The organism is Gemmatimonadota bacterium, assembly GCA_040882465.1.
Taxonomy (GTDB): domain Bacteria; phylum Gemmatimonadota; class Gemmatimonadetes; order Longimicrobiales; family Gaopeijiaceae; genus JBBEBG01.
Window position 1 is genome coordinate 138,874 of sequence record JBBEBG010000026.1, and the last position, 13,827, is coordinate 152,700.

General features: G+C 67.8%; 17 protein-coding genes. 7 read left to right on the top strand and 10 right to left on the bottom strand.

Annotated features, from left to right (window positions below; genetic code table 11):
- Both WEG36_08560 and WEG36_08565 read right to left on the bottom strand, forming a co-directional pair.
- Positions 1–291 carry a hypothetical protein gene (locus WEG36_08560; GenBank protein ID MEX1257655.1) on the bottom strand — a complete coding sequence of 97 codons (291 nt, stop codon included), beginning with the start codon at positions 289–291 and terminating at the stop codon, positions 1–3.
- A gap of 91 nt (positions 292–382) precedes the next feature.
- Positions 383–1,042, bottom strand: coding sequence for a hypothetical protein (locus WEG36_08565; GenBank protein ID MEX1257656.1), 660 nt, complete (start codon positions 1,040–1,042; stop codon positions 383–385).
- A gap of 152 nt (positions 1,043–1,194) precedes the next feature.
- Between WEG36_08565 and WEG36_08570 the strand changes: the two genes are divergently transcribed.
- Complete coding sequence (locus tag WEG36_08570; GenBank protein ID MEX1257657.1) at positions 1,195–1,881, top strand: metal-dependent transcriptional regulator; 687 nt, start codon at positions 1,195–1,197, stop codon at positions 1,879–1,881.
- 417 nt (positions 1,882–2,298) lie between these two features.
- Here WEG36_08570 and WEG36_08575 read toward each other — a convergent pair whose 3' ends face one another.
- From WEG36_08575 to WEG36_08585, 3 genes are read right to left on the bottom strand one after another with little or no spacing between them, the layout of a single operon-like run.
- On the bottom strand, positions 2,299–2,913 hold the full coding sequence (locus tag WEG36_08575) for a hypothetical protein (GenBank protein ID MEX1257658.1): 615 nt from the start codon (positions 2,911–2,913) through the stop codon (positions 2,299–2,301).
- Positions 2,910–3,323, bottom strand: a complete 414-nt coding sequence (locus WEG36_08580; GenBank protein ID MEX1257659.1) for a hypothetical protein — start codon at positions 3,321–3,323, stop codon at positions 2,910–2,912. The genes WEG36_08575 and WEG36_08580 overlap by 4 nt, the downstream gene beginning before the upstream one ends.
- A gap of 5 nt (positions 3,324–3,328) precedes the next feature.
- The gene (locus tag WEG36_08585; protein MEX1257660.1) at positions 3,329–4,582 is read right to left on the bottom strand and encodes a DEAD/DEAH box helicase; all 1,254 of its coding nucleotides are present in this window, start codon (positions 4,580–4,582) and stop codon (positions 3,329–3,331) included.
- Between the two features lie 144 nt (positions 4,583–4,726).
- On the opposite strand from WEG36_08585, the gene WEG36_08590 reads away from it, so the two are divergent.
- Together WEG36_08590 and WEG36_08595 are read left to right on the top strand one after the other, a co-directional pair.
- Entirely contained in the window at positions 4,727–5,233 is a 507-nt protein-coding gene (locus WEG36_08590) for a low molecular weight protein-tyrosine-phosphatase (GenBank protein MEX1257661.1), read from the top strand.
- Positions 5,230–6,147: a fructosamine kinase family protein gene (locus WEG36_08595; GenBank protein ID MEX1257662.1), complete on the top strand. Its 918-nt coding sequence runs from the start codon at positions 5,230–5,232 to the stop codon at positions 6,145–6,147. The genes WEG36_08590 and WEG36_08595 overlap by 4 nt, the downstream gene beginning before the upstream one ends.
- Before the next feature lie 18 nt (positions 6,148–6,165).
- On the opposite strand, the gene WEG36_08600 is transcribed toward WEG36_08595, so the two are convergent.
- Positions 6,166–6,846: a class I SAM-dependent methyltransferase gene (locus WEG36_08600; protein ID MEX1257663.1), complete on the bottom strand. Its 681-nt coding sequence runs from the start codon at positions 6,844–6,846 to the stop codon at positions 6,166–6,168.
- A gap of 5 nt (positions 6,847–6,851) precedes the next feature.
- Positions 6,852–7,994, bottom strand: a complete 1,143-nt coding sequence (locus tag WEG36_08605; protein ID MEX1257664.1) for a pyridoxal phosphate-dependent aminotransferase — start codon at positions 7,992–7,994, stop codon at positions 6,852–6,854.
- Positions 7,995–8,189: 195 nt separating this feature from the next.
- Between WEG36_08605 and WEG36_08610 the strand changes: the two genes are divergently transcribed.
- From WEG36_08610 to WEG36_08620, 3 genes are read left to right on the top strand one after another with little or no spacing between them, the layout of a single operon-like run.
- On the top strand, positions 8,190–8,795 hold the full coding sequence (locus WEG36_08610) for a DsbA family protein (protein ID MEX1257665.1): 606 nt from the start codon (positions 8,190–8,192) through the stop codon (positions 8,793–8,795).
- 26 nt (positions 8,796–8,821) lie between these two features.
- Positions 8,822–9,124, top strand: a complete 303-nt coding sequence (locus WEG36_08615; protein ID MEX1257666.1) for a hypothetical protein — start codon at positions 8,822–8,824, stop codon at positions 9,122–9,124.
- A 24-nt stretch (positions 9,125–9,148) separates the two neighbouring features.
- Positions 9,149–10,804: a DbpA RNA binding domain-containing protein gene (locus WEG36_08620; protein MEX1257667.1), complete on the top strand. Its 1,656-nt coding sequence runs from the start codon at positions 9,149–9,151 to the stop codon at positions 10,802–10,804.
- A 130-nt stretch (positions 10,805–10,934) separates the two neighbouring features.
- On the opposite strand, the gene WEG36_08625 is transcribed toward WEG36_08620, so the two are convergent.
- On the bottom strand, positions 10,935–11,219 hold the full coding sequence (locus tag WEG36_08625; protein MEX1257668.1) for an HU family DNA-binding protein: 285 nt from the start codon (positions 11,217–11,219) through the stop codon (positions 10,935–10,937).
- Between the two features lie 313 nt (positions 11,220–11,532).
- Here WEG36_08625 and WEG36_08630 point away from each other — a divergent pair, with 313 nt between their 5' ends.
- A complete protein-coding gene (locus tag WEG36_08630) occupies positions 11,533–11,781 on the top strand; it encodes a hypothetical protein (protein MEX1257669.1) in 249 nt (82 codons plus the stop codon).
- A gap of 25 nt (positions 11,782–11,806) precedes the next feature.
- On the opposite strand, the gene WEG36_08635 is transcribed toward WEG36_08630, so the two are convergent.
- Positions 11,807–13,486, bottom strand: a complete 1,680-nt coding sequence (locus tag WEG36_08635) for an amidase (protein MEX1257670.1) — start codon at positions 13,484–13,486, stop codon at positions 11,807–11,809.
- On the bottom strand, positions 13,476–13,760 hold the full coding sequence (locus WEG36_08640; GenBank protein ID MEX1257671.1) for a hypothetical protein: 285 nt from the start codon (positions 13,758–13,760) through the stop codon (positions 13,476–13,478). Before WEG36_08640 ends, WEG36_08635 begins: the two co-directional genes overlap by 11 nt.
- Positions 13,761–13,827 lie beyond the last annotated feature (67 nt).

Genomic DNA, 13,827 nt, shown 5'->3' on the forward strand with positions numbered 1-13,827 from the left:
TTACTTCTTCGAGCGCTTTTTGGCCTTCCGGTACCTCTTGGCGGCTTCCTCGGCCGTTGCGGCGTCGAGGAACTTGTGCTCGACAAGTAGCTCCAGGAGGCGTTCCCCCCGGTCGGGGACCGGGGTCTTGCTGATCACGCGAGCGAAGGCGATACGGTCCTTTTCTTTGATGTCGTCCAGGATCCTGATCGGAACTCCATAACGGAGCAGGATCCGTTTGGCGTCGACCGCCACCGAATCGCTCAAGTTGGCCTCCTTCACCCAGGGAAACCTCACCTCCGAAGGCTCCAATCTAAAACTCCGGAGGGCCGGACCCAAACATTTGCTTCCGGCTCTCCTGTCCGACGGGACGCATGTCGCGTGTCCGATCCCGCCCGGGGGGTCAACCGCCCAGCGGGATCGCGAGCATGAGGAAGAGGTCCGTTTGGAGGTCGCTTTCCTCAGCGCCCTCGGGTCCTTCGCCCGGCTCGAAGCGGGAGAGATACGCGGAGAGCTCGAGCTGGGGCTCCAGGCCGAGCAGATCGAATTCGAGGCCGACGCCCAACTGACCGGCGAAACGTGTCTGGTCCTCCAGGACCGAGCTCCAATCCCCGTCGTCGGTGAGCTGGCCCGGGTCGAAGTCGTAGCGCTTCACTCCGGCGCCCACGAGAAGGTTGGGGCGGAAAAACAGGATCCGGGGGAGAGGGTGAAGCACCAACCCCACGGTGGCGGTCAGGAGTGTGCTCCTCGCATCGCAGCTTTCACATCCGACGCCGCTGATGGGAACGTCGGATGCCGTGGCATAGTTGACTTGGGCCCTCAGGCTACCGAGCTCCAGCGCGAGTCCCAGCCCCACCGTGGAGGACTTTTTTCCCGCCTCGAAGAGGTTTTCCCCGCCATCGGTAACCTCCGTGAGGTCGGTGAGCGGCGTATACAGTCCGACCTGGGGAAGGAGTCGCAGCCCTCCCTGCCCCGCGGCGATTTGTGGGAGGGCAAGAAGCGCAACGAGTGACAGAGCGACCCGAGGGCCAGCCTGTCGAAGGATTCGTGCTCCGAATTGCATGGAATGGCTCCGGTTCCAGGGGGAAAGGATCCCGCTCGCGCGGATTGCGGTCCAGGGCAAGAATGGCAAGAAAGATGCCGGTCGGCTCGCCTCCCCATTCCCCGCGCGGTAAATTGACTGCCCGTTTCGCGCCACTTCCGGGACGACAACGCATGGCCGAAGATGAAGGCCCCAGCCTTTCGCGCTCCGTCGAAGACTACCTCAAGGCGATTTATGCCCTTTCCGAGAGTGGAGCCGCCGCCTCCACGAGCGAGATCGCGGCGGCCCTGGAAGTACAGCCCGCCTCCGTGAGCGGGATGATCAAGAGGCTCGCGGAATTCGGATACGTCGAACATGCCCCCTACCGGGGGGTCCATCTGACCCCCGAAGGGAGCCGCGAAGCGCTTCGGATCATCCGCAGGCATCGGATTCTCGAGACTTATCTGAGCCAGCGCCTCGGATTTTCTTGGGACGACGTCCACCAGGAAGCCGAGCGCCTCGAACACGCGGCCTCGGACGCGCTGATCGAGCGCATGGCGGCCGCGCTCGAGCACCCCCGCCACGATCCGCACGGTGCGCCGATCCCCACGCCGAGCGGGGATGTGGAGGCGACGGACCACCCGAACCTCGCCGACGTGGCAGTCGGGAGTCGTGTCCAGATTCGGGCCGTTCAGGACGAGGACTCGGACCGCCTCCGGTACCTGGAGGCCCGCGGCCTCCTTCCCGGAGTCCTCCTCTCCATTGACGCGCGCGCACCCTTCAACGGACCTATTACGGTCCGCGTCGGTGGTCGACGCGGGACGCTCCAGACGATCGGGCACGATCTCGCCCGCCGAATCCGGGTCGCCGTCGCCGAATAGGCGCCCGCGGCCTGCGCCGGGCCCGTTCCGGCCCGTCCGTACCGTCTGGGTCGTCCCGCGACAAAAAAGGGACCCGGCGAGTTCCCCCGCCGGGCCCCGATCGCTCCATCGAGCGTCACCGATCGGGCGTTAGCGCCGTGCCGCGCCCAGTCTCTCCGCTATCGCGCCGGAACGCGGCGCACTCCGGACCGAGACCAACTCGATTCGCCGAGTCACCCGAGGCGCCCGAGTCGAAAGCTCTGGGTAGGTATATTCATGCCGGTTCTGGAATCTCCGGCTGGTATGTCTGAGCATCGTGTCTCCTTCTCACAGTCCCCCTGGATCTCCCCTCACCTCACCCACGCCGGAGGACCCGGGCCCGGGTGATTCCCCTCACTCACATTCCCCTACGAGGGGGATGCTGTAGAGTTTCAAAGGTTAGATGCGCAGGGAGTCGAGGAGGAGATCGCCGGGGAGGAAGGAGCGGTGCAGATTTCGAATCCTCCATCCCTCGGATGATCCAATGAGAAGAACGGTTTCGTGCATCTGTCCGACCATCCGTGCCGCCCCGTCGGGACCGGGCTCGAAGACCCCGAGACGGGTCACGAGAAATGCCGTTCCCCCGGAAAAAAGCGTCGCCCGGCTCGCCACGGGCTCGAGGGTGACCCCATCCGCATGCCGGCGGCGGAGCTCGAGGAGAAGCTCCCCCCTGGTTGCCGCTTCCGATGCCTCCCCGACCAAGGCATCCACGAGGGTGGCATCCCCGTCCACCAATGCGAGGGCCCGGGAAAGGTCGCCGGCGGCGACCGAGTTCCTGAAATGTTCGATCGTTTGGAGGGCGGCCGCTTCGGAGAGTTCGGCGGAGGGTGCGCCTCCGAGGGCCTCATTCTCCTCCTCGGCGGGAGTCGTATCGGGTCCGCCTCTCGGCTCGAAAGTGCACGCGGCGAAGACCAGGGGAAGGAGGATCGTGCCTACGGCGAGCCCAACGTCTCCTCGGGCCACCCAACGCGGGGTGAAGCCGGGGACGCGATGCCGCTTGTCCGGCTGCGTCACGGGCCCCTGTGGCGGTAGATTCCGACCCGAAGGGGAGGGTCGACGCGCCAACGGAAGTAGATCCGGTTTTCCCCGTCGACGATGATCCCCTCTTTTTTGTCCCGAGCCTTCGGGTAGTCCACCCCCTGCTCGCTCTCGACGACCAGGACCTCTCCGGCCCCCAGCCCGTCCAGGAGCCTCTCGATCTTCTCCTTCAGCCTCTCCAGAAGGAGCGCCTCGGCTTCGGTCTGGACCGGGCCGTCGGATTCGGAGGCGAGCGACTCTTCTCTGACTTTTTCGTATTCCTTCGCGAAGGTTTCCGCAGGGACGGAGAAGTTTCGATCCCTTCGGAAGCCGATCTCGCTCAGCGCGTTCGAGTCGAAGTCCGTGACGACGGACTGGAGAGAGGTGCCGTACCGTCGAAGGAGCATGCCGATCAGTCCTTGAAGTCGAGAAGTGCCGAGAGCTCTTCGTCGGAGAGATCCTGGGCGGATCGGGACCCCATTCCGCGGCCCGATCGCGAGTGTTTGTTGCGGGCGCGCTCCTCCCGCATCCCGCCACCGGAGTAGTCGAACTCGGCAACCGAAAAGCGCGGGAGGGTCCGCCCGAGGCGGAGCTCGATCGAGCGGAGGTACCCGAGGTCGGCGCCCGTGACGAAGGTCACCGCAGTCCCTACCGCGCCGGCCCGACCCGTCCGCCCAATACGGTGCACGTAGTCCTCGGGGTCGGTCGGGACGTCGAAGTTCACCACGTGTGAGATCCCCTCCACATCGAGTCCCCGCTGGGCCACGTCCGTGGCGACCAGCACGCGCACCTTCCCCGAGGCGAACCGCTCGAGTGCGCGCACACGGTGCTGCATGGGACGGTCGGAATGCATGGTGTCCACTCCGATCCCGTCGCTCTCGAGGCGTCCGCGGAGGACCTCCGCCCCGGCCTTCGTGCGGGTGAAGATCAGCACCTGGTCCCACCCCGGCTCCGAGAGGAGCTTCACGATCAACTCGGGCTTGTGCTCGGGCTTGACCGTGTAGATCCGCTCCTCGATCCCCTCCGCGGTTGTCCCCTCGGGCGTCGCCTCGACCCACTCCGCGTCTCGAGTGATCTGAAGCGCGAGCGCATGGACACCGTGGGGCATCGTGGCCGAAAAGAGCATACTCTGGCGCTGTTTCGGCGACTTCCTCAGGACCGATTCGATCTGGGGGCGGAATCCCATGTCGAGCATGCGGTCCGCTTCGTCGAGGACGAGGACCTTCAGGTTCGAGAGGTCCACGTTGCCCCGGTCCAGGTGGTCGTTGAATCGTCCCGGCGTCGCCGTGAGGATCTCGTATCCCCCCTTCAGCGCATCGATCTGGGGCCCGTAGCCCACCCCGCCGACGATGTCCGCGACCCGGAGATCGCTCCCCCGCGCGAGCTCCCTGGCGTCCTCCGCAACCTGTTGGGCGAGCTCTCGCGTGGGGCAGAGCACGAGAATCTGGAGCCCCGCCCCGGAGCTCACGCGGTCGAGCGAAGGGAGGATGAAAGCTCCGGTCTTCCCCGTTCCGGTCTGCGCGATCCCCACCAGGTCTTTGCCCAGGAGTGCGGCCGGAATCGCCCTCGCCTGAATCGGGGTGGGGACGGTCCAGCCGATGGCTTCGACCGCCTCCAGTCGCTCCGCCGAGAGACCCAGGCCCGTGAATCCTTCACCCTCTCCCAAGAAGTACCGCCTTTGTGGGGGTGCCGCCGTCGTTCTTGCAGGTGATAGTTTAAGAGATTCCTCCCGATCCGCCCACGTCCCGGGGGCCGCATGGGCGCCCGACCACAGGTCCGCGCCTCCTCCGGAAACCGATCCCGAACGACCATGCCCGAGTCCCGCGATCCGACCAGAGCGACGAGCGTTCTCTTCGTTTGCCTTGGCAACATCTGCCGCTCTCCCCTCGCGGAAGGTGTGTTCGCGCACCTCGTTCGGGAGGCGGGAAGGGAGGCGATCTACCGAGCCGACTCGGCGGGGACCGGCCACTGGCACGTAGGAGAGCCACCGGATCCCCGCTCCGTGGGAGTGGCCGAGCGGCACGGGATCGCCCTCAGTGGAGTGGCCCGGCAGGTGGATCCCAGTGACTTCCGCAGCTTCGATCGGATCGTCGCGATGGACCGCGACAACTTGCGCGAGCTCCGCCGGATCTCGCCGAAGGGAGAAGGTACCGGACTTCTCTCCCTCCTTCGCGAGTTCGATCTCGAAGCGGAAGGAGAGCTGTCGGTCCCCGATCCGTATTACGGAGGTCCGGACGGGTTCGAGAAGGTTTTCGCAATGGTGTATCGGTCCTGCGCGAGGCTTCTCGAGGATCTCGAGGCGGAACGCGCGCGGTGAGGGCGGGCGGAGTCCCGGCCCAGGTGGCCGAGGAGGCGTCGCGGGCGCTCGGCGGAAGGGGCGCAGGGCGCCCCTTCCGCCGGGTCCAGGCCCTCGGAGGAGGGTGCGTCCACCGCGCGGCCCATGTGGAGACGGAGGAGGGAACCGCGGCCTTTCTCAAGTGGTCGGGCGAGGGCGTATTCACCGGATTCGGGGTGGAAGCCCGGGGGCTACTCGCCCTCGCGGAAAGGGGTGGGGTGAGGGTCCCGAAGGTCTTGGGTTTTAGCTCGGGGGAAAGTGGCGCCGCAGGTTGGCTCCTTCTCGAGTTCGTCCGTCCCGGGGCTCCCGGGAGCGCGATTCCCGAGCGGCTGGGAGAGGGACTCGCCACCCTCCATCGACCTCTCTCGAAGGGAGCGCCGGGGTGGGAGGAGGAAGGGTGGATCGGAACGCTGCCGCAGCGGAACGGTCCGGAGCAGGAATGGCCGGCATTTTGGCGGGATTCCCGGCTCCTTCCCCTCCTCTCCAGGCTCGAGCACGGCTTCGATCGAAAGACGCGGGCGGGAGCCGAGCAGGTGCTCTCCGCCATCCATGTCGCGCTCGAGGGCTGGCAGGACGACGGTCTTTCCCTCCTCCACGGCGACCTCTGGAGCGGGAATGTCCTCTGGGACGAATCGGGGGATCCGGTCCTCCTGGACCCCGCGGCCTATCGCGGGCATCGTGAGGTGGATCTCGCGATGATGGAGCTTTTCGGCGGGTTCTCGGGACGGAGCTTCGATGCCTATTTCGCTTTGGCCCCTCTCGCCGCCGGGTACCCGGAGCGCCGCCGCGACGCCTACCAGCTTTACCCGCTCCTCATGCACCTCGCGCTGTTCGGGGAGGGCTACCTCCCTCGCGTTCGCCACTGCATCCTGCGACTGGCTTCGGCGATCTCCTGACTCACGGGCGTGGCGCGGCTACCTCCGAAGGGCAACGAGAAGGCCGTCGCCGACGGGGAGAAGGGTCGCGTCGAAGGCCGGGTCACTCCGCAGGTTCTCGTGGCTCCGTCGGATGGCCTCCGTCGCGGGATCGGTTACGGCCGGATCCAGGACCTGTCCCCTCCAGAGCGCGTTGTCCACCAGGAGGAGGCCTCCGGGGCGCAGGAGCCTCCGGGCTTCAACGACGTAGGAAGGGAGCCCCTCCTTGTCCGCGTCGAGGAGGATCGCGTCGAACGATCCGTCGGGACCGAGGCTGCGGAGCACAATGTCCGCCGGGCCCTCGCGGACCTCGACGCGGCCCCCGACCCCCGCTTCGGCGAGGAGCCTCCGGGCGAGCGCGGCTCGTGCGGGATCCACCTCGATGGTGACGAGGCCAGCCTCGCCATCCGACTCGTCGGGGAGCGCTCGCGCGATCCAGAGCGCCGAATACCCCGCGAGCGTCCCCACCTCGACGACCCGGCGTGCTTCGGCGATGCGGAGGAGGAGCTGCACGGCTCGCGCGGTGACGGCCGGGAGCTGGATCGTGGGGAGCCCCTCCGCCTCCATGACTTGCCGGATGCGGCGAAGGGCGTCGTCTTCGGGCGCGAAGCGGTCGCGAACGTAAGCCTCCGCCGACGCGGAGAAGAAGCTTTCGGCGGTCTCCGGCTCGGGCGATCCCATGGCTCTCAGCGGGCCGCGAGTCTCCGGACCGATTCCTCGAGGATGTCGTCCGAGGTCGCGAAGCTCATCCTGGCGTACCGGTCGTCGCCGAAGGCGGACCCGGGGACCATGGCGACACCGGTTCCCTCCAGGACCGAGGCGCACCAGGCCTGGGAGCCCTTCATCTTTTCGCCGTATTCGGCCGACACCTTGAGGAAGAGGTAAAAGGCGCCGTCGGGATAAACGAAGGAGAGGTGCGGAAGCTTCTCCTTGACGCGATTCACGACGAGATCTCGCCTGCGGCGGAAGGCGGCGACCATCTCGGCGATGGACGCGGCGGCCTTTTCCGGGTTCGACAGGGCCGCGAGAGCGGCCACCTGCGAAGGGGTCGCCGGATTCGACGTCGTTTGGCTCTGGAGTGCGCCCACTTTTCCGGCGAGCCCCGCGTCCCCGAGCATGTACCCGATGCGCCATCCCGTCATGGCAAAGGTCTTCGAGACCCCGTCCAGAATCACGAAGGGGCCGAGCTCCTCGGGCGAGAGGCTGAGGAGCCCGGGCGCGGCACCGCCTTCGCTTCCAAAATAAATGCGCCGGTAGATCTCGTCGCTGAGGAGCCAGACCCCGTGCCCGCGCGCCCATCCTGCGACAGCGCGGAGCTCCTCCAGGGAATACACGGCGCCCGACGGATTCGAAGGAGACGAGACGATGAGCCCGCGGGTCCTCGGCGTCCGCACCTTTTCGAGGTCTTCCACCGTCAGCTTGTAGTCCCGCTCCTCCGAACCCGTGACGAAAGCCGGCTCGGCGCGAGCGAGCGCCACGATGTCCGGATAACTCGTCCAATATGGAGCGGCGACCAGGACCTCGTCGCCCGGCCCGAAGAGCGCGAAACAGACGTTGAAGAGGGCCTGCTTGGCTCCCGCCCCGACTACGACGTTTTCGCCGGAGAACTTCCACCCGGGAGCGGCGTTCGAGAGGAGGTCGCGCGCGACCGCGGCCCGCAGCTCGGGTATCCCCTGGGGCTGCGTGTAACGCGTTTTTCCGGCTCGGATTCCCGCGATCGCCGCATCGGAGATCCAGGCGGGCGTGTCGAAGTCGGGCTCGCCGGCACTCAGATCGATGATGTCGCGCCCTTCCGCCGCGAGTTTCTTGGCGAGTGCGCTGACGGCCATGGTCGCGGACGGTTGAAGTCGCGAAATGTTGTCGCTGTAGTTCATATCGGGGGGCGAAGGGATCGGCCGCGAGGAAAAGCCCGGCCCGGGCGGCGCGCGGGAGGGCAACGGCGTGGTAATATCGAGGCGCGGCCGGAGGCGAGCAACCGGAAGGGCGACCGCGCGCGGTCATCGGGGATCCCACGGGGAGGAGACGTGACACGGCGAGATCGGCCGCTTGAAGGCGGAGCCCTTCGCTTCGTCTTCGACTACGTGGACCCCGGCTCGTATCTCGCGGCCGCGATGCTGGACCGCGTCCCGCGGTCGCGTGTGGCGTCGTCACCCGTGGAATGGGTGCCGCTCGAGCTCCGGCCGCCCCCAGCTTCCCGCCCGGACCCCGGGACGCCCGAGTGGGCCGGCCTGATCGAGGCGGTCGGAGAGGCGGCCGCCAGGGCGGGGATCCCGTTTCGTGCCCCTCCCTTCGTTCCCTGGTCCCGCAAAGCGCACGAGCTCGCCCTTCTCGCCGCGGAGAAGGGTTGCTTCGAACGGGTCCACCAGACACTCTTCGAGGCCCATTTCGTCCGAGGGATGGACATCGGACGCGTGGATGTCCTCGCCGGACTGGGCGGGGAGTGCGGGTTCGATCCGGCGGAAGTGCGAACCGTTCTCGGTGTGGACCGCTTCGGTCCGAGGATGGACGAGATCCGCGCCGCATTGCTCCGCGAAGGGATTCGGGGCGTTCCCCTCCTGCAGGCGAACGGGAAGCAGCTGGCGGGGTTCAAGGACGCTGCCGAGCTGACGGCTTTTTTCAAAACACTGTGAGCCTCGCCTTTGGCGAGAGGTGATGTGTGGCCGGTTACGTGCGAAAGACGGTGCTCTCCACGAGTGAGGTTCTCGACCTCGCCGCCGAGGTACTTCCCGAACGGATCGGCCTCGGGCGGAGGAAGGAGTCCGAGCACGGTGCGACCTACTCCGGGAAGGAGGGCACCGTTACCGTGACCGCGCATCCTCATTCGCTGTACACCGAGGTCACGGTGCAGACGGACCAGCTCCGGACCTCCCGCATGGATTACGAGATCCAGAAGTTTCTCAATCGACTTCCCTACGAAGTTGGAGATCGGGGAGGCCCCGGAGCCGGCGATGTCACCTGACCCGGTGAACCGAGGTGTCCGTCCATGACCGGGCCGGACACCTTCGAAGAGCTCGGACTTTCCCCCGCCCTTGTGGAGGCACTCGCGGCGGAAGGGATCGAGGTCCCGACCGCTTTACAGGCCGAAGCGATTCCGGTCCTGCGCCGCGGAAACTCGGCGGTCCTTCGCGCGGGCCCAGGGTCGGGGATCCTCGTCGCGTTCGGCGTCCCCCTCCTCGACCGCCTGGAGCCGGATGTGGCCGGCCCCCGTGCCCTCGTCCTTACGACCGGCGCAACACGGTCCGGCGCGCTCGCTCTCTCCTTGGCGCGCATCGCCGCCGGAACGGATCACCGGGTGGCGGCCCTCGGAGGACCATGGGCCCTTCCGGAGCGAGCGACGATCCTCTTCGCCACGCCGGCGGAGCTGGACCGCGCGATCCGTGGCTCGCAGGTGAAGCTCGACCGGGTGGAGGCCATCGTCCTCGACGGGGCATCTTCCTTCTTCGAGGGAATGGAGTCCTCTCTCCCTCCTTCAATCCTTGTGGAGCTTGGGACCGGGGAAAGGCAGATCGTCGTTGCGAGCGAGCCGTTCACGCCGGCCGTGCGCCGATTCGCGGACCAACAACTTCGGCGTGCCGTTTACATCCCGTCCGATGCGGCGTCGCCGGACGAAGGGTCCCCGGGTCCCCATCGCGGCGCTCTCCGCGTGCGGACGGTGGAGGGGGAGGGGGAGCAAGAGGTCGCGCGGCTCGCCGCGGAGCTCTTCGAGGAAGGCGCCGCCCACGTTCTCCTCTTCGCGCGCTCCGCGGACCGGGCGGCGGATGTCGGCGACTTCCTCGCGCTCCACGGCTTCGTGGCCGGCCCCGCGGGAGAAGCGGATTCGCCGGTCTGGCTCGGGGTGGATCCGCTCCAGGTCCGTGAAGCACTCCGCGAAAAGAGTGACCAGGTCAGGGGAACCGTCGTCGTGTCCACGGACGTCCCGATGGACGCAGACGATCTCGACCGGAGGCACGGCGGTTCCCTCGGACAGGGGGTCGTTCTCGCACGCGCGAGGGAGCTCCCGCACCTCCGCAGGACGGCCCGGGAGGCCGGATACGTGCTCCAGCCTTTCACCTCCCGGCGGAAGGAGCTCCGCGAAGCGGCGGGGGACTTCCTCGCACGGGTCGAGCGAACGCTCGAAAGTGGAGATCTCCTCCCTCAGCATCTTCTTCTCGAGCCACTGATCGAACGCTGGGAAGCCGCCGAAGTCGCGGCCGCCCTCTCCCTCCTCCTGCGTGAGAAGGGACCGCCCGGGCCCGTCGGCGCCGCGGCGGGCCCGGCCGAAGCGGCGCCCGGAGAAGCGCGCGTCGGTCCGCGTCCGCAGGCTTGGGTCCGCCTCTTCCTCAGCGTCGGCGAGCGCGACGGAATCGGGGCGGGCGACCTCCTCGGCGCGATCATTGGCGAGTCGGGAATCGCCGGCGATCAGATTGGCCGCATAGACCTGAAGGACACCTATTCGCGCGTCGAAGTGCACGAAGGGGTGGCCGACCAGGTGATTCGCGCCCTGAACGGAACGTCGATCCGCGGGCGGAGCGTGCGCGCGGACTTCGACCGTGGTGAAGCAAGATCGCGCGGGGGGGGGGCCCCTGGGCGGAAACAGGGGGGAGGAGCGCGTCGCGGAGGCCCTCCCTTCGGATCCGGCGGGAGCACACCAAAACGCTGAGACCTGGGGGAAGGGGCGGCGGGCGCGAGGGTCGTGCTTCAGCGCCGGAACGGCGAAGGGGCCACGATCCCGTGCGGCGGGAACGTGGCCCCCATCGTCCGGAGGAAGCCCCTCCGAACCTACTCCGGGCTCACTTCACGGCGTCTTTCAGGCCCTTCCCGGAACGGAAGCCAGGGGTCCTCGTGGCGGCGATCCGGATGGTCTGGCCGGTGCGGGGATTCCGGCCGGTCCGGGCCTTCCGCTGCTTCACTTCGAAAGTGCCGAAGCCGGTGATCTGGACCTTCTTCCCCTTCTTCAGCGCCTTGGCGATCACGCCACTGTCGGCGGCGAAAAGGGCATCAACGGCGCGCCCGGCGTCGGCCTTCGTCATTCCGGTGGCACTGGCGAGTGCGTCCACGAGCTCGGATTTGTTCATCAGGGTCACTCCTCGTGCAAGATGGTGAAGGGGACTGAACCACTCTGGACGCGACGGCCGAAGCCACGATCCCGACCGGAAGCAGTGAAGGGAAGGGTAAGGCGCGACCCCGGGAGCGTCAAGGGAAGGGATGACCGGAAACCCGCTCCAACACTGGATTTCAAGGGGATCGCACGGAAACACATGAGGGCCCTCGCGGAACTCGCCGCGCTTCGAGCGAGCGGCGCAACACCTCGGTCTTGGCCTCTAATCCCCGCTGTGACAACGTCTTGAGAAATGCAACGGCGCGGAGGGATCCATTGGAGAAAGTCTCATGAGCCGGGAGGCAGTCTATTCGAAGGACGAACTCGCGGAGTTGCACGCCTCCGCGCGATACGGCCGCCCGCTTGAATGCCCGAGGTGTCGGACGTCCCTCCTGTCGCGTCCCGTCGTGCAGAGCCGGGAGGTCGCTTACGTGCGAACGCGCACCTGGTGGATCTGCCCCGAGTGCCGGCGCAGCGCCGTGCTCGACGCGGATTCGGAGGAGACCCGTGGGAGTCGCGGGGATGGTCCCGCGCGTTGACGGTCCGGCGGACGAACCTTTGGCACTACTCGGCGAGCTCGGCGACGGCTCCGGCGCCGAGGCGTCCCCGACTCTTTTCGGCGGTGGGCCGAGCCCGGGCCTGCTCCTCTTCGGAAAGACGGAGCGGCCGCTGGCGGTGCCAATCGGTGACGGCTTGCCACGCGCTCGCCAGGGCGAGTAACCGCTCCTCTCCGAAAGGAAGGCCTGCCGCCAGGACGCCGTGCGGTGCGGCGACTCCGGACCGCTCGCGCATTCCGATCGGGAAGGCGATGAGGGGAAGGCCGACCATGTCCATCGGACCGGCCCCGGACTGGAGGACGACGTCGCAAGACGAAAAGACGCGATCGAGCACGAGCCCGAGGAGGGCCACCCGCGCCCGTTGACCCTTCAGGAACTCGTCCCCCGAGAGGAGGAGCCCGTTGATCCAGGGAGAAAGGGCGACGCCGAACAGCCGGACATCGCGCCGAAGCGTCTCCAGGAAGATCTCGCTCCGCTCCGGTAGTCGGACGGCGTTCATGGCGGACGAGGTGAGCCCCTCCCATTCGGGAGGAAGCGCGATCTCAACGAGCTCGCCGCCGATGGCCTCGAGTGCCAAGAGGAAGCTCTCCCGGTCCGCCTGCACTTCGTCTCCTCCCGCCCCGACCCAACCCTCGGGCACGCCAACGCGCGTGGGCCACCGAAGCTCCATGCCGCGGTCCCCCTCGACAGGCGTCGCGGCGGCCAGGTAGTCCGGGACGGGCGGAAGGCCGAGGGTTCGAAGATCCGCCGGGTCGGGTCCGGCCATCGCCTGGAGGAGAAGTGCGGCGTCCGCCGCGTCGCGCGCGAGCGGGCCCGCATGGTCCCTCGAATAACTGAGGGGGATCACACCTCGCAGCGAGACCCGGCCTAGAGTGGGCTTGAGCCCGGTGAGCCCCTGCGCGAGCGAGGGCGAGGTGATCGAGCCTCCAGTCTGCGTTCCGATTCCGGCCGGCGCCATCCGTGCGGACACGGCCGTGGCGGTGCCACTCGACGAGCCGCCCGGGCTCACCTCCGAGTCGTGCGTCACCCACGCGTTGAGCGTCGTGATCTCCCCATCGGGGGTGAGCGCGCGCGTCGTGGCGAGCGGGCCCATCTGCGTTTTTCCAAGGACGATTCCGCCCGCCGCCGTAAGGCGCTCCACGGCCGTCGCGTCGAAGGCGGGCACGAAGTCCTGGTAGATCCAGGAGTTCGCCGTCGTCGGGACGCCGCGCGTGTAGAAATTGTCCTTGATCGCGAGCGGAATTCCGTGGAGGAGCCCACGGGGCTGGAGGCCATCGAGCTCGAGTGCCCGCTCGCGCACGGCATCCGCCGGTACCGCGTTAAAGGCCATGTAGACGCCGTCCCACCGTTCGATGCGCGCGAGGCAGTCGGCCGCGAGCTCGGTGGGCGAGAGTTCACGGGCCCGAAAGAGGGCTCCCGCTTCGCGGATGGTGAGCTCGGCGGGCTCGGCCGCCTGGAGCCCCGCGCTTGCAGGCGCGGCGGCCCCGAAAAAATCCGAGGTGTCCAAGCGCCCCGCGCGAGGGGCCCCTGGCCGGGCACCCGTCAGGGAGAGGGGAGGAAGCTGCCCGACCGCGGCTCCGGCCGCGACCACGCTCATCCTCGTGAGGAAGGCGCGACGATCGAGGCGTTCGTCCTGGGGAGGTTCGCGGTCCAGGTCCTCGCCCTCTCGCTTCCGCCTACCGAGCATCGGGACCCCTTCCCTCGGGACCCAGGAGCGCTGTCGGAAAGAGCGCCGGGAGCGCGTCCTCGGGCTGGATGCGAAGCTCCGCGATCGCGGGAACGGTGGAACGCAGGAAGCTGCGCGCGGCCCGGAGGACCCGGATCCGGTCGGCGGGCGCCAACTCGTCCTCTTCCGGCAGAACGGAGAGATCCACCCCGACAATCTCCAGGCGCGTCAGGATGTAGCGGTCCAGTTCCTCGTCGGTGAGGTCGGCCAGATCGCGGGATGCCGGCTTGGACACGGGGAACGCGCTCCTTTCCCTTGGGCGAGGGACCAGACCGGCGGGGCGCTCTGCCGCCGCAGCTGGA

What these genes read in the sequence shown, in the direction of transcription:
- WEG36_08565 (MEX1257656.1), bottom strand. Translation starts at nt 1,042, where the DNA reads ATGCAATTCGGAGCACGAATCCTTCGACAGGCTGGCCCTCGGGTCGCT.
- WEG36_08570 (MEX1257657.1), top strand. Translation starts at nt 1,195, where the DNA reads ATGGCCGAAGATGAAGGCCCCAGCCTTTCGCGCTCCGTCGAAGACTAC.
- WEG36_08580 (MEX1257659.1), bottom strand. Translation starts at nt 3,323, where the DNA reads ATGCTCCTTCGACGGTACGGCACCTCTCTCCAGTCCGTCGTCACGGAC.
- WEG36_08590 (MEX1257661.1), top strand. Translation starts at nt 4,727, where the DNA reads ATGCCCGAGTCCCGCGATCCGACCAGAGCGACGAGCGTTCTCTTCGTT.
- WEG36_08600 (MEX1257663.1), bottom strand. Translation starts at nt 6,846, where the DNA reads ATGGGATCGCCCGAGCCGGAGACCGCCGAAAGCTTCTTCTCCGCGTCG.
- WEG36_08605 (MEX1257664.1), bottom strand. Translation starts at nt 7,994, where the DNA reads ATGGCCGTCAGCGCACTCGCCAAGAAACTCGCGGCGGAAGGGCGCGAC.
- WEG36_08620 (MEX1257667.1), top strand. Translation starts at nt 9,149, where the DNA reads ATGACCGGGCCGGACACCTTCGAAGAGCTCGGACTTTCCCCCGCCCTT.
- WEG36_08625 (MEX1257668.1), bottom strand. Translation starts at nt 11,219, where the DNA reads ATGAACAAATCCGAGCTCGTGGACGCACTCGCCAGTGCCACCGGAATG.
- WEG36_08630 (MEX1257669.1), top strand. Translation starts at nt 11,533, where the DNA reads ATGAGCCGGGAGGCAGTCTATTCGAAGGACGAACTCGCGGAGTTGCAC.
- WEG36_08635 (MEX1257670.1), bottom strand. Translation starts at nt 13,486, where the DNA reads ATGCTCGGTAGGCGGAAGCGAGAGGGCGAGGACCTGGACCGCGAACCT.